We start from the raw sequence: 21,443 nt of genomic DNA, 5'->3' as shown, positions 1-21,443 counted from the left end.
CAGACACAGAGGCGCTCGTAGACGTGGATTCGCTGACTGATACAGATGCACTCGTTGAGGCGGACATACTTGCTGAAACAGACGCACTCGTAGATGCTGATTCACTCGCAGATACAGACGCACTCGTTGAGGCTGATTCACTAGCACTTACCGATGCGCTCGTTGAGGCCGATTCGCTTGCTGATACAGATGCACTCGTAGATGCTGACTCGCTCGCACTTACGGATGCACTCGTGGATGCGGACGTACTTGCTGAAACAGACGCACTTGTTGAGGCCGATTCGCTTGCAGAGACTGATGCGCTCGTTGAAGCGGACTCGCTTGCAGATACAGATGCACTCGTGGAGGCCGATTCACTCGCACTTACTGAGGCGCTCGTTGAAGCTGATTCACTCGCACTGACAGACGCACTCGTCGATGCGGACTCGCTGGCGCTTACCGATGCGCTCGTTGAAGCTGATTCGCTCGCACTTACTGAGGCACTCGTTGAAGCGGACTCACTCGCACTTACTGATGCACTCGTGGATGCAGATTCGCTTGCAGAGACTGATGCACTGGTTGAAGCAGACTCACTCGCTGATACTGAGGCACTCGTTGAGGCGGACTCACTTGCTGAAACAGACGCACTTGTTGATGCGGACTCGCTTGCAGACACAGAGGCGCTAGTTGAGGCTGACTCGCTTGCTGATACTGAGGCACTCGTAGACGCGGACGTACTTGCTGAAACAGACGCACTGGTTGAGGCTGACTCGCTTGCCGATACAGATGCACTCGTAGACGCGGACTCACTCGCAGATACAGATGCACTCGTGGAAGCGGACTCGCTTGCAGATACAGATGCACTCGTGGAAGCTGATTCGCTGGCACTTACTGACGCACTCGTGTAAGCGGACGTACTTGCTGAAACAGATGCGCTCGTTGAGGCTGATTCGCTCGCACTTACTGAAGCGCTTGTTGAAGCTGATTCGCTTGCTGATACTGAGGCACTCGTGGAAGCGGACGTACTTGTTGAAACAGACGCACTCGTGGAGGCTGATTCGCTGGCACTTACTGAGGCACTCGTAGACGCGGACGTACTTGCTGAAACAGACGCACTGGTTGAGGCCGATTCGCTCGCAGACACAGATGCACTGGTAGATGCGGACTCACTCGCAGATACAGAGGCACTCGTGGAGGCCGATTCACTTGCACTTACTGAAGCACTTGTGGACGCGGACGTACTTGCTGAAACAGATGCACTCGTAGATGCGGACTCACTCGCACTTACTGACGCACTCGTTGAGGCAGATTCGCTGGCTGATACAGATGCACTGGTTGAGGCTGACTCGCTTGCCGATTCTGAGGCACTCGTAGACGCGGATTCGCTCGCAGAAACTGAGGCGCTCGTAGAAGCTGATTCACTCGCACTTACAGACGCACTCGTAGATACGGATTCGCTTGCAGAAACTGAAGCACTCGTGGAAGCTGACTCGCTCGCACTTACCGATGCACTGGTGGACGCGGATTCGCTGGCACTTACAGACGCACTCGTGGAAGCCGATTCGCTCGCTGACTCAGATGCACTGGTTGAGGCTGATTCGCTTGCAGAAACCGAGGCGCTCGTGGAAGCTGATTCGCTTGCACTTACTGAAGCACTCGTGGAGGATGACTCACTGGCGCTTACTGACGCACTGGTCGAAGATGACTCGCTTGCAGAAACTGAAGCGCTCGTAGACGCGGATTCACTTGCACTTACGGACGCGCTCGTAGAAGCTGATTCGCTCGCTGACTCAGATGCACTGGTGGACGCGGACTCACTCGCACTTACCGATGCACTGGTGGACGCGGACTCACTGGCAGAAACAGATGCACTAGTTGACGCGGACGTGCTGGCACTTACAGATGCACTCGTCGACGCGGACTCACTCGCACTTACCGATGCACTGGTGGACGCGGACTCGCTTGCACTCACGGATGCACTGGTGGACGCGGACTCACTCGCACTCACAGACGCACTCGTCGAGGCTGATTCGCTTGCAGAAACCGAGGCGCTCGTAGACGCGGAGGTGCTTGCTGATACAGATGCACTCGTGGAAGCAGATTCACTCGCACTTACAGACGCACTGGTTGAAGCTGATTCGCTTGCACTTACAGACGCACTCGTGGAGGCGGACTCACTTGCACTTACTGAGGCACTGGTCGAAGCTGACTCACTTGCAGATACTGAGGCACTCGTCGAGGCGGACGTGCTGGCACTCACGGATGCGCTCGTTGAGGCTGATGTACTTGCGCTTACAGATGCACTCGTCGACGCTGAAGTGCTTGCGGACACTGACGCACTCGTCGAGGCGGATGCACTTGCTGATACTGACGCACTCGTGGAGGCTGAGGTGCTTGCACTCACGGATGCGCTCGTGGACGCGGACTCGCTTGCTGATACTGAGGCGCTCGTGGAAGCGGACGTACTTGCACTTACAGATGCACTCGTCGATGCTGATTCACTTGCAGACACTGATGCACTCGTCGAGGCGGACGTGCTGGCACTTACTGACGCACTCGTGGAGGCTGATGTACTTGCGCTTACAGATGCACTCGTGGAGGCAGACTCACTGGCAGAAACTGAAGCGCTCGTAGACGCGGACGTGCTTGCTGATACTGAGGCGCTCGTGGAAGCTGATTTGCTTGCACTTGTAGACGCGCTAGTCGAAGCGGACGTACTTGCACTTACTGACGCGCTAGTCGAAGCGGACGTACTTGCTGATACTGAGGCGCTAGTTGAGGCGGACTCGCTTGCAGAAACTGATGCGCTCGTCGAAGCTGACTCACTCGCACTCACAGACGAACTCGTAGACGCGGATTCACTTGCAGAGACTGAGCCGCTAGTAGAGATTGATGTACTTGCGGATACAGATGCGCTTGAGCTAATGGAATTTAATTTTGAGGTCACTAAACTTGCTGAAGCGCTCTCACTTTTGGAAAGAGAAACACTGATAGAATTGGAAGTGCTCTGAGATTTAGATATACTTCCAGCTCTTGTATCAATAAATTTACTTCCGTCAATAATGTCTTTTCTACCATCTCTATAAGTGATAGTCGTTGTACCATTGTTTGAGACAGTAATACCAGTGACGTAATTGGAATTTAAAACATCTTGAGCTCTTAAATCGGGATTGCTCTTCTTGACAGCTTCACGAACTAAATTTTTTTCTACTTCTGTTAATTGATTTGGATTATTGACAAATACAGTATTTTCGGGTGTCTTAATTCTAAATCGAATAATCAGTTTAAACTGACCATTTACCGATGTCTTGTCAACAGCAGCATTTCCCATTTCTGTTTGTGTTGCATTAACATTCCCTGCCGCATCCGTAGCTACAACATAACGAGTGTAATCACCAATTGTTGTGTCTATTGGAACATTACCAAAAATTCTAACTTTTAACTGATTCCCTACTTGAGTCACAGAATACTGCAACCATTCAGTACCTCTACCAGGTTGGTTATTATATAACCAGCGAACAACCGTTTTAGCCAAATCAAAAGCATTTGAATTATCTGTTACTGTCGCAAAATATTCAAATGACTCTCCACGGTAAACAGTAATTTCACTTGGAACATTAACAACTGGCCTTTCTGTATCCTTCTCAACAATCGTTGTGTTATATCCCGCTTTATCCCAACTGCCATTAGTCGTAGCAGCAACTTGACTAAACTCAAGTGGTAGATTTGTCTTGGTGATTTTTTTATCACTTGTTACTAAGCGGAGTCCAAGTTTGACTTCCCCACCGGTATCGTTTACTTGAGTAGTGATTCTGAGAACATTATTGTTAACAGATTCACCAGTATACAGATTCCAAGCGCCGCCTGAATTGTAGACTCCACCATTTGCAGCATTTTTACCGTTTATCGTTACTGTACGAGTTTCCTGATTACCACTGATAGATACTAGTGCGCCAAGATTAGACTTCACTTGTCTTGGTGTTAGGTTAATCGTCCAAGTCAAAAGTCTGCTAGTGTCATCAAAACTTGTTGTGACACTTTGAATCATGTCCCCTTTTACATCGTGATACTCAACGTTAGGAGCACTTTCAGTAACAGCTCGACGCGTTCTTCTCCGCCCTGTTTGACTAGAAGCTTCTGTCGACTGTTGGCTACTTTCGGATCTAGTACTCTCTGATGTAGAGATGGTAGATTTCTGACTGGCTGAGACTGACTGAGAAGCACTAGCTGACGTACTTGTACTTGCACTCACAGAATCAGACGCACTTGAGGACACTGAAAGAGACTCAGACGCACTTGCAGATGCAGAGACTGACTGAGAAAGACTTGTGCTATAGGATAATGACCCAGATACTGAAAATGACTCCGATACAGATATGCTAGTTGAAACAGAAGAGCTCGCTGAAGTGCTTTCACTTGCAGACAAAGTATCTGACAAGGATTCCACTGGATTGGCTTCTGTGGATGACAAAGTAGTTGCTGCTTCTTCGCTTAAAACCGCTTCTCCACGAGTTGCTAAAACATCCCTCGTATCAATCACTTTTTCATGTGCTTGTTCCTCTTCAGCATAAACAGAAGAGCTTGTTACAACCGCTCCACCAAGCACTGCTCCCGTCGCTATAATTCCTTTCAGGTAATTCAGTCCACTTTTTTCTACAGACTGCTCCTCCACTACCTTCACTTCTGTGGAAGAAACATCAGAACCCTTCATTAATCTTAAAAGTCCAAATTGAGATGTAGCCGCACGAAGCCAGTGTTTCCCAGACTTAATCAGTTTAAAACGCGTAACACGTTCAACTTCGTGGTATTGACCCTTTTGACGTTTAAAAAACATGTAATCCCCTCTACTTAATTTAATATCCCAAAAAATTAGTATTTAAAAAAGTATCGTATCTATAGTATCATATTTTCAGTGGAAATAACGGCTTTTCAAGCATTTTTTACGAAAAAAATTGATTATTTTTAAATCCTCAAATACTAAAAAAGACGAGTTTATAAACCGTCTTTAAATATGCATTTTTTTATTACTGATTCTTTCTATTCAAAGCATTTAAACTATGTTTGATATTTAAAATTATTTTCTAATTGTTTCACTAATTTTCTTAAATATTGGATAAAGGATAGGAACAGCTATAACAGTAGCCAAGCTTGAACCAAAAGTTCCAACTATCTTAACAAGAGCTAAATTTAAGGAAGCACCTAAAGTGAGGTTGCCGAGCATTCCAATCAAAGTGTATTTGAATAGATTTAATACTATTTTAGTCAAAGCAGCTGCAAAACCAACAATCACTAACTTTTCCCTACACTTTGGCATTGCTTTATAAACAAAATGAACAACAAGAATAACAACTAATGCTTCTAAGATTGTAATCCAAACTACTGAAGCATAGCCGTTTAATAAATCAAAGGCTCCCAGACCAATGGTTGCAACCAAAGCACCTTTTCTTACTCCGTAAATGAGAGTAGCCACCACAACCAGAGCATTCCCAAAATGAATAAATTGAGGGCCAACAGGAATTCTGAAAAACTGAATGCTAAGTGCAATTAGGGCCGAAAAAAGACTCAATTCCACTAGTTCACGGGTAGTAAGTTTATTATTTGTCATTAGAAACCTCCAATAATCTTTTAAATTCTATAAATAAATCTCCCAAATGGGGCTGGTAGTAAACTCCATAACGAAGATCAAAGTGGCAATCCAGTGTCGTCGCTAGACTTTTCTCTATGAAGTTGATAAAAACCGGAAGACACTTTTGCAGGTCAAGCCCCTGTACAAATGCAGCCGCTACCAAACCAGTCAGCATATCGCCCGTTCCGAAAAATTGTTGCTGAAATCTCTTACCTTTATACAAACTAAAGACGCCTTCTGCTTTGTCGAAATAAGCAACACCTATCTGATCGTGACTCAGTGGGAGACCGGTCAATAGAATTTTCTTTGCACCTAATTCGCTCAGACGCTGAACAAGATCTTTTAAAAATTGCTCTGTCAAATCATTATCTTGATAAGGCAAATCAGCAAGAAAACAAGCTTCTGTTAAATTGGGCAAAATCAAATCTGCTTTTTGACAGAGAGTACGCATGCTAGAAATATAATGATCATCAAAGCCTTTGTATAGCTTACCATTGTCGGCCATAATGGGGTCTACAATCAAGGGGATGTTCTCACGCTCCAAAAAATCAATCAGAGACGCTATTTGCTGACTTGATTTAAGATAGCCAGTTACTAATGCAGAAAAGCCGATCTCTAAGCTCTGCCATTGCTTTAAAAAAGCCTGCATCCCAATGGTGTAGTCATCAATGTAAACATTAGGAAAACCACCAGTGTGAGATGATAGAAGAACTGTGGGAAGAACAGAGACTTCCAACTGACATACGGCAAACAACGGCAGGGCTGCTGTCACAGCAACTTTCCCTAAGCCAGAAATATCACTAGCTAAAATAATTCTCTTTGGCTTTGTCATGATCATTCCATTCGTCCCTCTCCGTTTCTACTTTTTTATTGTAAAACACTTTAAAATAAGTTACAATATGAAAAAATCCAATCTGTATGGGGACAGTTGTGTGTTGAAGACTAAATATCAAGAAATTTCAGATCATCTGATTGAACAAATCAAAAATGGTCAGCTTAAAAAAGGAGATAAGCTTCCCTCTATTCGACTTTTGTCTAAAAGTTACCATTGTAGCAAGGATACCGTTCAAAAATCCCTTCTAGATCTGAGTTATCAGAAGTACATCTATGCCGTTCCCAAAAGCGGTTATTATGTATTAGAGCAAGCTCAAGAAGAAAATAATGATCTAGAGCTTCCCTTAAGAAACGACCGCCATCAAGTCTATGAAGATTTTCGCATCTGTCTCAATGAAACCTTGATTGGGCGTGAGAATTACCTTTTTAACTACTATTCTCAACAAGAAGGGCTAGAAGATTTGAGACAATCTGTCAAAAATCTACTGCTAGAATCAGCTATTTACCCAACCCTAGACAAGATAGCTTTGACATCTGGTACCCAGCAAGCACTCTATATTCTATCTCAAATAGACTTCCCTAATCACGGCGATACTATTTTAGTAGAACAACCAACCTATCACAGAATAAATGATTTGCTCAAGGCTCAAAATTTAAAATATAAGACCATAGAACGAAGTCCAAAAGGAATTGACTTGCTAGAACTAGAAAATATTTTTCGTTCAGGAAACATCAAGTTTTTCTATACCATTCCTCGCTTTCACTATCCCTTAGGACACACTTACAGCCGTCAAGAAAAAGAAGAAATTCTCCGCTTAGCAAAGCTTTATCAGGTCTTTCTCATTGAGGATGATTACCTAGCTGATTTTGACAATAAGTCAGAACTAAGTTTTCATTATCTAGATGATAGCGACTCAGTTATTTATATCAAATCTTTTTCAACCAGTCTTTTCCCTGCACTTCGAATTACAGCTTTGTTATTGCCTGATAGCGTCAAGAAGCAATTTATCGCTTTCAAAAGTATTTTGGACTATGACAGCAATCTCATCATGCAAAAGGCTCTCTCTCTTTATATTGATAATCAAATGTTTCAAAAAAATAGACTAGCACTACTGCGTTTACAGGAGGAAGAAAAAGAAAAGGCCCAACATTTACTTGAAAAAGCAGGTTTAGGACTACCTTACCTACTGACACCAGGCGGTATTTTATTGGATCTAAAAACACTAACATCCATTAGCTCTCTCAAGCACAGTGGTCTTCCTCTTGATTTTTTTGAGTCAGCTTATATTGACCCTTGCCCCTATCGCTATGCTAAGATTCGATACCAAGACCTAGAAGCCTCTATAGAGGGACTAAAAAAATATTTAAAAAAGGCTTAGGAAAATTCATTCCTAAGCTTTTTCCAGCATTCCTGCCTGAAGTTGATACATTTTCTTGTAGGTTCCATTTTGAGCTAGGAGCTCTTCGTGACTGCCAGATTCGATGATCTGCCCCTTATCTAGCACGTAAATACAGTTGGCATCCTGAATGGTAGAGAGGCGATGGGCGATGGCAATCGTCGTTCTGCCTTGTCGCATTTTTTTCAGTGAGGCTTGGATCAACTCCTCTGTCTCTGAGTCAATATTGGCAGTAGCCTCGTCTAAAATCAAAATCTTAGGCTTGGTCGCTACTGTCCTAGCAAAGGCTAAGAGCTGGCGCTGACCACTAGAAAATGCAGCTCCTCGCTCTGTTACTGGTGCATCATAAGTCAATGGCAGTTGATGAATAAAGTCATGAGCATCAACAAACTTAGCAGCCTCTTCAATGTCCTGTTGACTAAGTCCTTCTTGGTACATCTTAATATTGCTAGCAACTGTCCCATGGTAAAGGAAGGGATCCTGAAGGACCAGTCCAATATGTCGCCTAAGTTCTGCTTGACTATAGTCTTTTATATCATATCCATCAATCAAAATTTGTCCTCTTTCAAACTCATAAAAGCGTAAAAAGAGGTTGATGATGGATGATTTACCCGATCCAGTAGATCCAACAAAAGCAATTGTTTCACCTTGCTTGACCTTAAAAGAAATATGTTTCAAAATATCTCTTTTACCGTCATAAGAAAAACTAACATCTCTGAATTCTATATCACCTTTTTGGATTTTCAAGTCTTCATTTTTTTGGATTGGTTCATAGTCTCTCCTATCAATGACTTCAAAGACACGCTCAGCAGAGATCATAGAGGTCTGAAGAACTGAATAGTTTTGCATGACTTCAATCAAAGGATTAAAGAGCTGGTTGGCATACTGGATAAAGGCATACATAATCCCTGCTGTAATCCCAGCACTTTGCCAAGTCAGACCGAAATAGGTCAGAATAACGCCATAGGCCAGAATTTTCAAAAGAGACATAGCTGGACGTAAAAGCAGACTGTTGACATCCAGATAGCGATTGGTGTAGTTTAGGTGCTCCTGATTAATTTCTTCAAATTCATCAATCAAGCGCTTTTCCTGACCAAAGGCTTGGACAATCCTCATTCCTTCAATAGTCTCGGAAAGTTTTACGTTTAAATCGCTCAACTTACTACGGACTTGTTTGAGCAAGCCAGTTGACAGTTTTTGATAAAGCAAGATTGAGGCCAGCATGATTGGTAGAAATAAAAGGATTAAAAGAGCCAGACGCCAATCCAGAGCAAACATAGTTGCGGCAGTTACCACTAAAATGAAGATTGAACTTAAAAAGCTTGAGAAAATACTACTAAACATATCCGCCACTGCTTGAGTATCATTGGTCAGACGAGAAACGATGGCTCCAGCAGGTGTTTGGTCAAAATAGGCCATTCGTAGCTTTTGAATATTGGCAAAGGCTTCTTGACGTAAGTCACGAACAATACTGTGTGCTACCTTTGCAAATGAATACTGACCTAAGAAAGTCAAAAGCACGCGCAGTATAAATAAGGCATAGTAAATAGCCAAGAGATAAAAACCAGCAGCCGCCTGTCCAGAACTAATGAACTGATCAATATAAGTTCTAGCCAAAAGTGGTAGAGCAGTTGTAACTAAAGTGGTTAGAAAAACAAAAGCAAATGCTGACAGTGTAAGCCATTTATAAGCAAGCATATAGCTTAGAAGTCGTTGAAAAGTTGATTTTTTTTTCATATTAGACCTCCTCTAAGCTTTCAGCCAATTGTTGATTTTGATAAGTGGTGGCATACCAGCCGTCTTGTGTCAGAAGTTCCTGATGACTACCACTCTCAATAATCCGTCCCTGATCTAAAACTAGGATCAAGTCTGCATGCACTACTGCTGATAAGCGATGGGCAGTGATCAAAGTAGTCTTACCAGATCGCTCCCTCTTGAGATTATCTAAAATCAAGTGCTCGGTCTTGGCATCAACAGCAGATAAAGAATCATCCAAGATTAAGATATCGGGATTAAGAATCAAAGCACGACACATGGCCAAGCGTTGCTTTTGTCCACCAGATAAGGATACACCACGCTCCCCAACCAAAGTATCAAATCTATCGGGCATTTGCATGATGTCTTCATAAATTCCGCAAAGTTTAGTAACGGCGATAACGTCCTCATCAGAAAGACTTGGATTACCAAATCGAATATTATCACGAATCGATGTAGCAAACAAGATTTGATCTTGAGGCACATAACCAATCAAGCTTCGCAAAGCAGAAAGGCTGTAATCTCTTATGTCATGTCCAGCCAGGCAAATATTCCCATCTTGTATATCTTGTTCTCGAAGCAAAAGACGAAGCAAGGTCGTTTTTCCAGAGCCTGTAACACCAACAATTCCTAAGGTCTGACCCTGATCAATTGAAAAATGAATATCCCTGAGAGTTGGTCGATCATCATATGCAAATTTTTGAATAGAGTAATCCAGACGACCATTTTTAATGTCCTTAATGGGCGAAGCTACTTCTGTCACATCACTTTCTTGGGCTAGCAAGCTTTCAATTCGCTCATAAGACACAGTTCCTCGCTGACTAATATTAAAGAGATAGCCCATAGCTTGAAGGGGCCAGACCAACATATCTAGATAGGTGATAAAGGTGACCAACTCTCCCACCGTCAACTGATCTTGACTAATGAAAAGACCACCAAAAATCAAGGTTAAAAGATAGGACAGACCGACAAAAATCAGAACCATAGGATCAAAAAGGGCATTGTACTTAGCTGCAAGGATATTTTTCTTAAAAACATCTTGGTTAATCCTTGCAAAAGCAGCTGTCTCTGCATCTTGATAACCAAAGGACTTGGTCACCTTGATACCTGAGAAACTTTCTTGGACCTTATTGTTCAAATCAGAAAAAGCTTCTTGTGCTGCCTTAAAACTTTCATGATTTTTTCGACCGATCAGACTGGTTCCCCAGGCCATAAAAGGCAAGGGTAAAATGGCAATCAGAGTCAGTCTCCAGTCCAAGACGAAAAACATGGTAAGAACAGTCACAAGAGCTGTGATTGAAGCGTCTACAGCTGACATGACTCCTCCACCAGCAACCCCAACAACAGCATTGATATCATTGGTAGCATGAGCCATCAAATCACCTGTCCGATAAGTTTGATAAAAGGAAGGAGACATATGAGTAAAATGCTCAAAGAGACGGTATCGTAAGATTCTACCCAGACGATTGGCTGTCCCCAAAATATACTTACGCCAGACAAAACGCAAAGCATACATGGCCAAGGCTGACAAAACCAAAATAAAAAGTTGATAGGCTAATTCCAGATTCGTCAAATCTTTACTGGCAATCTGGTCAATCACTTCTCCAATCACACGAGGTGGAAGCAAGTTTAAAAGGCTGACCAAAGACAAGGCTAAAATACCAGTAATATAGGGCCACTTTTCTAATTTAAAAAACCAAGATAATTTCTTTAATAACTTCATACTTATCCTTATTTCTAATCTTCAAATACTATTCATTATACACTCATTTTTTGATTATTGACAGCGAAAAAGGCTGGAAAACTCAGCCTCTTATTTTTTCTTTGTTAAAAGAAAGCTCTCTTCTAAAAGAGAGAATAATTCTTGATCCGTTAGAGTATCGTCTAGCGGGAGACTCAGCCAATATTTTTTATTCATATGAAAGGCTGGGTAGATTCCTTTTTCTTGGACTCGTTCTGAGACCTGATTGTTCTTGACATTAAGAACCTCAATTGCTCCGCTTCGTCCTGAATCAAACTTAGACCAGTCAGTCGTTAGAAAGGCTCCATACCACTTCTTTGTACCTTCATGGCGAAATACAGCTGCCTGGGTAGAACTTTTTCTTGAAGACTTAGCCCAAAGGTACTCTAAACTTCCCTGATAACGCTCAGAAACGTGAGCTACCAAGCGCTGACTTTGTTCATAAAGGAAACCAATTTCATCAAAACAATGGCGACGAATATCTAAGAGAAGGTCCAAACAAGCTTGACGCACCTGGCCGACAAACTCGCCTGTCATAGATTCCATGTGAACCTGCCTATACTCATCCCCTGTCTCACAATCAAACAGCTGAAAACTGACACTACTATCTTCAACATTGATCACCATCTGAAAATCTCCAGACATGACTTTTCTTGATATCTGATAGATGCCTTCCTTTTCTAAAAAACCATACTTAACTAGCTTATCATAGTTAGCTTTATACTTTTCGAATAGTTCAAACATGTCTATAAAAAGGAAAGGGAGCCACAGCTCCTCTCCTTATCCTCCTAAAATACTACCTTGGTTCCATGTAGCTGATCCAGACCTAACTCAGCAACGATTTCATCGCGATTTTGAGTCGTAATACCACCGCCAGGCAGGATTTGAATTCGCTTGTCTGCATAGGCCACCAACTCTTTTAGCCAAGCAAAGTGTTCTTGAATCGTCTCTGTAGCTGGACCTCCATGAGTCAGAATGCGCTTAACACCATGCTCAGCCAACCAATCCAAGTCCTCGAATTGCTTGTCTCTTGGAATAGAATCAAAAGCCATGTGAAAGACTACTTCTAAACCTTGTGACACAGCTAGCAAAGACTCAAGATTCTCTGTGTCTAGTTCATTCTCCCTTGTCAGTAGGCCATATACGACACCCTGACTTCCAGCTTCACGCGCCTTTTTAATATCTTCGATCATGATTGCTACTTCAAGGTCAGTATATACAAAATCACCACCTCTAGGACGAATCATGGTCATTATAGTGGTATCATAAGACTTAGCCAAGTCCACTGCAGCACGAATGACTCCATAACTTGGCGTGGTTCCTCCGACACTTAAATTGTCACAGAGTTCAACACGTCGAGCTCCTGCTTGCATTGCTTTTTCAAGCAAGGTTACATTTTCAGCACAAAATTCGTATAGCATCCGCTACTCCTTTAATTTATTATGATATTATTCTAATTCTTTCTTGTTTATTATATCACAACTTGTGAAAAAAAGACGAATTAGCTGTCTATCCCATTCATACTTTCAAAGGTCTTTTTACACCAGTCAAGCCATTCTGTTTGGTAGGCTTCCTCAGATAAGATACGGTCCTTCAAGTCAGCTATTGACAAGATCTTCTTTTCCTTACAGAGTCTAATACAATTGGAATAAAATTTTAAATTTATGTCGTCTCTGTCAAAATATATCGGTATTTCTGACCATCCTCTAAGATATGCAGTGAAAGCTCTGCTATGACCATCTGTCAGGAACCATTTGCCCTCCAATCTTTTTACTGGCAAAGGATTTAATTCTTCTTGGTCAAACCATGTCACAATTTCTTCTAGCTTCCTTTTTGAAAGGAAAAATTGGCTGGGCTGGATATCAGTTAGAGGTAAAAGTAAATCTAAAACATAACGGTGTCCCAGATCCGTCTCTTCATAAGGATAAAAACCGAATGAAGTAAATAGCTTTTTAGACGAGAGATTAAAATCATAAATGTCCTGAACCCATAACTGACGATAGGACAGAGATCGAGCCCTCTCAATCAATGCTGCAATAACCTCTCGTCCAAGACCAATAGATCGATAAGCCTCCACTCCAATAACAATAGGTAAGTCATTCTCTGAAAATGTCACATCACCAATTGGCAACCAGGAACCATCCTGCTTAACTTCAATGAAATATAGTTCTCCTCGCTGACTAAGGACCTCATACATCTTCTTGATCTTTTCTAGTGAATAGCTTTCTTTTTTGCCGTCAATTAAATAGACAAGCTCTGGATCCTGATACCAAGAAAAGGCCACTTGATAGTGGCCATCATAAGCTCGCAAACGCAAGTTGCTATTAATTTGAATAAAATCAGGTTGAGCTGAATTTACTATAAGCATATTCTCTACTCCTACTGACCCAGCAAACCTGACACATTCATTGTCAGCTTAACCTTAGCAGTATTATCCTGTATGTTAAGTCCTGTAATTTTAAACTGAGACTCTGGTAGAGAAACCAATATTGTTTCTTGTTCCATGGCTAGATTGCTGGACTGGTCTTTCAATCTATTTTGTAAAATCGAAGCTACAATAGCTTTTGGTACTGGTAGATTTCCTAGACGAGAGCTAGCAAGATCAAATCGTAGGGTATGATTTTCGTAGGCCGCGTAGAATCGCAAATCAAGTTTGCTGTCAATCCCAAGGATTTTTATCGGGAGTTGCAATCTTAATTTATCCCCTTCAATGCTGTACGCACTCTCCAATAATTCTTGACTCTGATTATCAGTCAAAAATGGTTTCAGTAACTGATTCAATTGTTTGCTGTCAATCGTAATCTCTGTACTTAGACCATTTGTTCCTACGGTTGCATTCTGAAGTCCAGATTCAACCATACTAGACAAACTAATTGTGCTTTCTACATTCTTTAGCTGATCAGAGGATTGAATTGAGGAAGGTACCAAAATCAGGATCAGGCCAAATAATAAGACAAGAAGACCAACTAAAGTACGTTTGATTATTTTTTTCATTTTTATTCCTTTTTGTAACAAGTCAGAAGTCTGATTCTGCCTGCTCTAAAATCATAATAGATCTATTTTACACTAATTTCCTATTACTTTTGTGACAAAAAGATGACATTCCTATGCGGTAACATGACAAAGCCGAGTTTTCCCTTGATAAAAAAGAAAACTAGAGCCGTTTCTAGTTTTCTTGGTTATAAATCATCTGCAATCTTATTAATTTTCCGAAGGCGGTGATTCACGCCACTTTTGGTCAGAGGTTTACTAAGGCTATCAGCCAACTGCTGGATAGAGTAATCAGGATGATTAACTCTCAGATGTGCTACCTCTTGTAAATCAATTGGCAGACTCTCCAAACCACTCGTCTCCATAATCTTGACAATATTATTGATAGTCTTCATACTGGCTGTCACAGTTCGAGCTATATTGGCAGTCTCTGCATTATTAGCCCTATTGAGGTCATTTCTAGTCTCCCGAAGGATTTTCACAGCTTCAAACTCAGCCATGGCCTCCATTGCTCCAACAACAATAAGAAAATCCATGATATCTTCTGCTCGTTGCAAATAAGTAACTGCTCCTTTTTTTCGTTCGATGGTTTTTGCATCTAGTAAGAAACGTTGCATCAAACTGGCAAGTCCTTGAGCATGGTCCAAATAGACAGAAACAATTTCTAGTTGATATTTACCAGATTCCGGATCTCTCATACTGCCATTTGATAAGAAAGCACCTCTAAGATAGGCTCTACTTGCTTCATCATCTGATAGAATTAAAGGATCAATTCCCTCTTGGATTCCAAAGAAAGCATCCGCCAGGTGCAAGTCTGACAAGATATCTTCAACTTTTTCATCTAAAAAAACCGTATAAACACGATTTTTTCGTAAATTAGTTTTCTGGTGATGACGAATATCAGATTTCACCTGATAAAAGCTCAACAGCAACTCATAAATATGACGAGCAATTTTCGCATTCTCAGTAGTAATGGATAGAGTTAATCCTTGACTTGCAATTCCTAAACTACCAGACATCTTCATGATAGCAGCCAATTCACTCTTACTCTTGGTATCTAGTCCCAATAGTTCTTCTTTTACCTTTACCGTAAAGCTCATTTTCGCACCTGAATGTTCTTCATCAATTCTTCCACAACTAAATTACCATCGTGGAAGGCTCCACCATTTTCCAAACGTAAAAAATTAGAAGAAATGACACGAGGAACTTGTTCTTGAAGCCCCTTAAAGTCATGCTCAACTTGTACCAAATACTCATCAAATTTATTACAATTCATATAATCTTTTGGAACATTTTCAATATTCACCAGCACTGTATCGATAAATTTTTGACCCAAATGACGATGCAAAACTTCCACATGATTAGCATCCGTGAAGTGTTCAGTTTCCCCTCTTTGGGTCATAATATTACAGACATAAGCTACCTGAGCCTTGGTTTCAAGTAGAGCTTGGCCAATCTCTTCAATCACCAAATTTGGCAAAATAGAGGTAAAAAGTGATCCTGGACCAAGTACGACCATATCGCTGTCCAAAATGGTCTGAACAACCTTACGGCTGGCTTGGGGCTTTTCATCATCATAAGTATTAGTCACATAGACATGGTCAATCATGCCTTTATAATCGGCAATCCGACTCTCACCCGCCACTTCAACACCATCAGTAAAAACAGCATGAAGAGTTAATGGACTATCGCTGGATGGATAGATTTTTCCCGTTGTATGGAAAAACTTAGTCAGAATTTGCATGGCATTATAGGTTGAGCCCTGCATTTCAGAAATACCAGCAATAATTAAATTTCCTAAAGGATGCCCCGCTAAAGGTCCATCTTGGTCAGCAAAGCGATACTGAAAGACTCGCTCGTAAAACTTTGGCATATCAGACAAAGCAACAAGTACATTTCGTAAATCGCCTGGAGGAGTTAGCTGAGTATTCTTTCTTAACTCACCTGAACTCCCCCCATCATCAGCAACCGTTACGATAGCAGAAATATCTACATCCCTTTTTCGTAAACTATCAAGGATAACGGAAATCCCGGTTCCACCACCAATAACAGCTATTTTGGGCTTTCTCATGAGCGATTTACCGTTTCCTTTCTACGGTCTTTGTCACGATGACTACAGTTGACAGGCCAATTTTTAGCTAAATCGTCTGCCAAACGTTGAGCAAAAGCAACACTTCTATGCTGCCCCCCCGTACAACCAACTGCAATTGTCAAGACTGACTTCCCTTCTTTCTTGTAACCAGGTAAAATCGGTTCAATTAAATTCAGAAGATGTTGATAAAATTCGGATGACTCCTCGTGGTTCATGACATAGTCAAAGACTGGTTTATCCAATCCTGTTTGATTACGTAGTTCTGGCTGATAATATGGGTTTGGTAAAAAACGAACATCAAAAACCAGATCCGCATCCAAAGGAAGCCCATACTTAAATCCAAAACTCATGACCTCAACACGAAAGGATTGTAGTTGAGACTGGTCAGAAAACTGTTCTGAAATAGTCTTTCGCAATTCACGAGGAGTTAAATCTGTCGTATCAACAACATTTTGACTGAGATTCTTAAGAGGAGCCAACAATTCCCGCTCCAACTTAATTCCGTCTAAAATCCGACCGTCTGCTGCCAATGGATGACTACGTCGTGTCTCCTTGTAACGAGCTACTAATTCTTTATCAGCCGCATCTAGAAAGAGAATTTTAAAATCAATTTCTAAATTGTTTTCCACCTGATCTAAAACGTTCTGAATTTCAGCAAAAAATGAACGGCTACGCATATCCACGACAAGAGCTAGTTTGTCAATATCATTAGTTGTTTCTAATAATTGCAGGAACTTGGGTACAAGTGTTGGCGGGATATTATCAATGGTAAAGTAGCCCAAATCTTCGAATGACTGAATGGCTACTGTCTTTCCTGCACCGCTCATTCCCGTAACAATGACTAGTTTCATCTCTTTCTCTGGCATATTCTCTCCCCTCCAGCTAGAGCTTTAATCTAGCTCAGCAATGACTTCAATTTCAATTTTAACATCACGAGGTAAGCGCGCTACTTCTACAGCAGATCGAGCAGGATAGGCGCTTGAAAAGGCTGTTTGATAAACAGCGTTAAAAGCCGCGAAATCATTGATATCACTCAGAAAACAAGTTGCTTTCACGACATGATCAAAATCAGTTCCAGCTTCTGTTAGAATAGCCTTGATATTTGAAAGAACTTGCTCAGTCTGTTCCTCAATCGTGCTACCGACAATCTCACCAGTTTCTGGTGACAAAGGGATCTGGCCACTTGCAAACAAAAGATTGCCAGCTACTCGTCCTTGAACATAGGGACCAATAGCTTTAGGTGCTTTATTTGTATTAATTATCTTAGACATTTTCATTCCTCCTTATTTCCCTATTATTATATCATAAAGAGACTCTCCTAGCTCAATCCTTCTATACCCGCAATTAAAAATCAAGAAAATTCTCTAATCCTTTAAAAATCACTTGGGTATTTATTCTGTAATTTATGACGTCTAGTCGACTTAATAAAATTTCGAAACAAAAAACTGAGACAAGCTGATCTCAGTTTATATTTAATGCTATTTACTTGTTATCTTCTACGCAGATATTGAGTTAATCTAAAGATTAGAAAGGCTGATAAAATCAAACTTACTAACCAAATCGTCCTCAGGTACCAGAATTGGATGAGATAAGTAGACGCGATGGCTCCCGTCACAAAACTAGCTAAAAGAGCCACAAAAAACAAGCCTTCTTCTAAGTAAGGTATTTTCTTTGTTCGAACGTAAGTCCCAAAAACAACCATGGTCTTCTTAAGATTACCTGTCATAAAGGAATTATTATAGGCAATGCCATCTACTTCCCCAAAAGCCGTCGCTACCAAACCCATACAAAAACCAAGAGGAGGCACAATGTAGATATTGGCGAAGTTTCCTGGCAAAAATCCAATTATAGAAGATACTAGAATTAGTGGTACAATGCTAGAAAGTCGCCACCAGGATTTTTCAAAAAGATTTTGAAAAACCGTCATTAAAAAGATCCCTAGCATAAAAGCTAACATCGTAGCCAGTTTTACTTCAATTTCTCTTGCCTCATGATTAATCAATTCAACTGAAAGGAAAACAACATTTCCTGTTTGCCCAGCTACCAAGGTCCCTCCCCTTTCAATGAAGGTATAGTCATCCACAAACCCCGCGCAAAATGTTAACAAACAGGCGAAAAATTTAGATCGGGAATGAAATTCTCTTTTCACAATATTTCTCATTTTATTTAAAAAGTCTAGCTCCTTACTAGACTTCCTCCTCATTAATTTCTAGCTTCTTTTAAGATTTTTTCAATCTTAGTTGTGATCAAATCAATGGCAACTTTGTTTGAAGCTCCCTCAGGAATGATAACATCAGCATAACGCTTAGTCGGCTCAATAAACTGATGATACATGGGTTTCACAACACCCAAATATTGTTCAATAACGCTATCCAGACTACGACCACGTTCTTCCATATCTCGCTTGATCCGGCGAATGATTCGAACATCATCATCTGTGTCAACAAAAATTTTGATATCCATCAAGTCTCGCAAACGCTGATCTTCAAGTACCAAGATCCCTTCTACAATAAATACATCTTTGGGTTCCTGGCGATAGGTTTTACTACTACGTGTATGCTCCGTATAATCGTAGGTTGGGATATCTACTGGACGGCCAGCCAAAAGCTCCTTGATTTGTTCAATCATTAGATCTGTATCGAAAGCAAAAGGATGGTCATAGTTGGTCTTAATCCTTTCCTCAAAAGTCAGATGAGACTGGTCTTTATAGTAAGAATCATGCTCAATCATAGCAATCTTTTCATTTGGGAAATTAGATAAAATTGCTCTGGAGACACTGGTTTTACCACCACCTGATCCACCGGTCACTCCAATAATAATAGGTCTGTTTTGCATTTCTTGCTCCAATATTTTTAATCCTATCTATTTTACACCAAATCATGGTATAATGAAAGGGCTAATCAGTAAAAAATAGAGAGATTTTTAAAGGAGGGAAGCATGTTAAAATTAGGTATTATTGGTACAGGACAGATTTCCCATGAGTTTATCAAGGCTGCTAAACTCAGTGGCCATTATGAGTTACAGGCTGTATATTCGCGGAGCTTAACTTCTGCTCAAGCCTTTGCCCAAGATTACCAAAATGTAGAGCTTTTTTGTGATTTGACTGATTTTTTAAATAGTGCGCTTGACGTAGTCTATATCGCCAGTCCAAATTCCTTACACTTTGAGCAGGCTAAACAAGTTATTTTAGCAGGCAAACACGCGATTATTGAAAAACCAGCTGTGTCGCTGCCTGAAGAATGGCAAGAACTGGTGGCTCTTTCTAAGCAAGAAGAGGTTTATATTTTTGAAGCCGCCCGCAACTATCATGAAAAGGCCTTCGCTACTATTCAAGACTTCCTCAAGGACAAGACTATCTGGGGAGCTCACTTCACCTATGCCAAATATTCTTCTAAGATGCAGGCACTACTTTCAGGTAAGGAGCCTAATGTCTTTTCTGCTAAGTTTTCTGGTGGAGCTTTAATGGACCTAGGTGTCTATCCCGTCTACACTGCTATTAGGCTCTTTGGTTCTCCTCAATCTGCCCGATACAGTGCTTATCAATTGCCTAATTCAGTTGACTTAAATGGAGTGGGATCTTTGATTTATCCTGATTTTCAAGTCGGGATTCAGGCAGGAAAAAATATCAATAGCAATCTACCTGCTGAAATATATACTGATCAAGGAACCCTCACTTTAGACGGGATTGAATTTATCAGCTCTGCTATTTTCCATGGACTAGATGGACAAGAAACCATTCTTCCCATCCAGCAAGCTTCTCATACCATGCAGGAGGAAGCTCAAGCTTTTGCGACAGTATTACTGGGGAAAGAAAGAACCGCTTATGAGGAATGGCTGAAAGCAGCATCTGCCGTTCACCAAACATTGTGGACCATGCGCAAGGATGCTGGCATTAGATTTGAGGTTGATTATGATTAAAACACATTTTCCTAACTCTTGGCAAGACAAGTTAGAAAACCTAGGATTTTCAGAACTTACAAGTATACAGGAAGAGTTATTTGAGCCGATTTCATCAGGAAAATCTGTTTTAGGGATCAGTCCAACGGGAACTGGCAAAACTTTAGCCTATCTTTTTCCCTGTCTACTTAAGCTAACACCAAAAAAAGCTCAACAGCTCTTGATTTTAGCTCCTAATACTGAACTGGCTGGACAAATCTTTGAAGTTTGCAAAAGCTGGGCAGACTCACTCGGTTTGAATTCTCAGCTATTTATTTCCGGATCCAGTCAAAAACGCCAGATTGAACGTCTAAAAAAAGGACCAGAGATTATCATTGGTACTCTCGGTCGAATTTTTGAGTTGGTCAAGCTAAAAAAAATTAAGATGATGAATATTGATACAATCGTCTTAGATGAATTTGACCAGCTGCTCAGCGATTCTCAGTATCATTTTGTTGATAAAATCGTTCGCTATGCACCTCGTGACCACCAGTTGATCTACATGAGTGCTACCGCCAAGTTTGACCATAATAAAATTGCTAAAAATACCCTAGAAATCAGCATTGACGACCTCGTTTTAGACAACATTCAGCATTTTTACATGCAAGTCGAAAAACGTGATAAAGTGGAGTTGCTTCGCAAATTATCCAATGTTGAAGATTTCCGTGGGTTGGTTTTCTTCAACGCTCTGTCAGACCTGGGCAGTGCTGAAGAAAAACTCCAGTATCGTGAAGCCAATGCTGTTTCACTTGCCAGCGATGTCAATGTTAAGTTCAGAAAGGTGATTCTTGATAAGTTTAAAGACCATCAGATTACTCTCTTGCTGGCCACTGACCTAGTTGCCCGAGGCATCGATATTGACTCTCTGGAATGCGTAGTAAACTATGAGCTTCCTCGCGACATCGAAACCTATACCCACCGATCTGGTCGGACAGGACGTATGGGAAAGGAAGGTTCTGTTATCACCCTCATCAGCCATCCAGAAGAGCTGAAGACATTGAAAAAATACGCTTCTGTTCGCGAAATTGTACTAAAAAATCAAGAACTTTATGTAACGAGTTAAGCTAAAAAAGCTTTGGAAATCTAATGTTT

18 protein-coding genes are annotated in these 21,443 nt (G+C 41.2%); 3 read left to right on the top strand and 15 right to left on the bottom strand.

The features are described from left to right. The 3 genes from PCY06_RS09350 to PCY06_RS09340 all read right to left on the bottom strand — a co-directional run. Nucleotides 1-4,813 (bottom strand): accessory Sec-dependent serine-rich glycoprotein adhesin (locus PCY06_RS09350; protein ID WP_301390521.1); only part of this gene is annotated, 4,813 nt, incomplete at its 3' end. Nucleotides 4,814-5,053: 240 nt separating this feature from the next. Next, entirely contained in the window at nt 5,054-5,584 is a 531-nt protein-coding gene (locus tag PCY06_RS09345) for an ECF transporter S component (RefSeq protein ID WP_082307683.1), read from the bottom strand. Beyond that, nucleotides 5,574-6,437: a pyridoxamine kinase gene (locus PCY06_RS09340; protein WP_082307797.1), complete on the bottom strand. Its 864-nt coding sequence runs from the start codon at nt 6,435-6,437 to the stop codon at nt 5,574-5,576. The genes PCY06_RS09345 and PCY06_RS09340 overlap by 11 nt, the downstream gene beginning before the upstream one ends. A gap of 55 nt (nt 6,438-6,492) precedes the next feature. Here PCY06_RS09340 and PCY06_RS09335 point away from each other — a divergent pair, with 55 nt between their 5' ends. Further along, complete coding sequence (locus tag PCY06_RS09335; RefSeq protein WP_082307798.1) at nt 6,493-7,818, top strand: PLP-dependent aminotransferase family protein; 1,326 nt, start codon at nt 6,493-6,495, stop codon at nt 7,816-7,818. A gap of 12 nt (nt 7,819-7,830) precedes the next feature. Here the strand turns inward: PCY06_RS09335 and PCY06_RS09330 are convergent, their stop codons facing one another. From PCY06_RS09330 to udk, 12 genes are all read right to left on the bottom strand, one after another. After that, the gene (locus PCY06_RS09330) at nt 7,831-9,573 is read right to left on the bottom strand and encodes an ABC transporter ATP-binding protein (RefSeq protein WP_301390520.1); all 1,743 of its coding nucleotides are present in this window, start codon (nt 9,571-9,573) and stop codon (nt 7,831-7,833) included. A 1-nt stretch (nt 9,574) separates the two neighbouring features. Next, nucleotides 9,575-11,314 carry an ABC transporter ATP-binding protein gene (locus PCY06_RS09325; protein ID WP_046165711.1) on the bottom strand — a complete coding sequence of 580 codons (1,740 nt, stop codon included), beginning with the start codon at nt 11,312-11,314 and terminating at the stop codon, nt 9,575-9,577. A gap of 90 nt (nt 11,315-11,404) precedes the next feature. Further along, a complete protein-coding gene (locus PCY06_RS09320) occupies nt 11,405-12,076 on the bottom strand; it encodes an MmcQ/YjbR family DNA-binding protein (protein WP_061601813.1) in 672 nt (223 codons plus the stop codon). Nucleotides 12,077-12,120: 44 nt separating this feature from the next. Further along, nucleotides 12,121-12,753 carry a copper homeostasis protein CutC gene (locus PCY06_RS09315; protein WP_061601814.1) on the bottom strand — a complete coding sequence of 211 codons (633 nt, stop codon included), beginning with the start codon at nt 12,751-12,753 and terminating at the stop codon, nt 12,121-12,123. A gap of 80 nt (nt 12,754-12,833) precedes the next feature. Next, on the bottom strand, nt 12,834-13,700 hold the full coding sequence (locus PCY06_RS09310) for a GNAT family N-acetyltransferase (RefSeq protein ID WP_061601815.1): 867 nt from the start codon (nt 13,698-13,700) through the stop codon (nt 12,834-12,836). Between the two features lie 11 nt (nt 13,701-13,711). Further along, nucleotides 13,712-14,326, bottom strand: coding sequence for a hypothetical protein (locus PCY06_RS09305; protein WP_301390519.1), 615 nt, complete (start codon nt 14,324-14,326; stop codon nt 13,712-13,714). A 185-nt stretch (nt 14,327-14,511) separates the two neighbouring features. Beyond that, entirely contained in the window at nt 14,512-15,423 is a 912-nt protein-coding gene (gene whiA / locus PCY06_RS09300) for a DNA-binding protein WhiA (RefSeq protein WP_046165715.1), read from the bottom strand. After that, nucleotides 15,420-16,394, bottom strand: coding sequence for a YvcK family protein (locus PCY06_RS09295; RefSeq protein WP_008808851.1), 975 nt, complete (start codon nt 16,392-16,394; stop codon nt 15,420-15,422). Before PCY06_RS09295 ends, whiA begins: the two co-directional genes overlap by 4 nt. Continuing rightward, nucleotides 16,391-17,281 carry an RNase adapter RapZ gene (rapZ, locus tag PCY06_RS09290; protein WP_046165717.1) on the bottom strand — a complete coding sequence of 297 codons (891 nt, stop codon included), beginning with the start codon at nt 17,279-17,281 and terminating at the stop codon, nt 16,391-16,393. Before rapZ ends, PCY06_RS09295 begins: the two co-directional genes overlap by 4 nt. A gap of 24 nt (nt 17,282-17,305) precedes the next feature. After that, nucleotides 17,306-17,686 (bottom strand): RidA family protein, encoded by a 381-nt coding sequence (locus PCY06_RS09285; protein ID WP_008808853.1) that lies wholly within the window; start codon nt 17,684-17,686, stop codon nt 17,306-17,308. A 218-nt stretch (nt 17,687-17,904) separates the two neighbouring features. Then, nucleotides 17,905-18,576, bottom strand: a complete 672-nt coding sequence (locus PCY06_RS09280) for a YoaK family protein (protein WP_082307686.1) — start codon at nt 18,574-18,576, stop codon at nt 17,905-17,907. Nucleotides 18,577-18,617: 41 nt separating this feature from the next. Continuing rightward, complete coding sequence (udk, locus tag PCY06_RS09275; protein ID WP_008808855.1) at nt 18,618-19,250, bottom strand: uridine kinase; 633 nt, start codon at nt 19,248-19,250, stop codon at nt 18,618-18,620. Between the two features lie 102 nt (nt 19,251-19,352). Here udk and PCY06_RS09270 point away from each other — a divergent pair, with 102 nt between their 5' ends. Beyond that, the gene (locus PCY06_RS09270; RefSeq protein ID WP_061596843.1) at nt 19,353-20,333 is read left to right on the top strand and encodes a Gfo/Idh/MocA family protein; all 981 of its coding nucleotides are present in this window, start codon (nt 19,353-19,355) and stop codon (nt 20,331-20,333) included. After that, nucleotides 20,323-21,414, top strand: a complete 1,092-nt coding sequence (locus tag PCY06_RS09265; protein ID WP_172858972.1) for a DEAD/DEAH box helicase — start codon at nt 20,323-20,325, stop codon at nt 21,412-21,414. The genes PCY06_RS09270 and PCY06_RS09265 overlap by 11 nt, the downstream gene beginning before the upstream one ends. The last annotated feature ends 29 nt before the right edge of the window (nt 21,415-21,443 follow it).

This window comes from Streptococcus sp. SG1 (genome assembly GCF_030439935.1).
GTDB classification, from domain to species: domain Bacteria; phylum Bacillota; class Bacilli; order Lactobacillales; family Streptococcaceae; genus Streptococcus; species Streptococcus gordonii.
The sequence above is the reverse complement of the archived record's forward strand: the minus strand, read 5'-3'. Positions and strand labels throughout refer to the sequence as shown.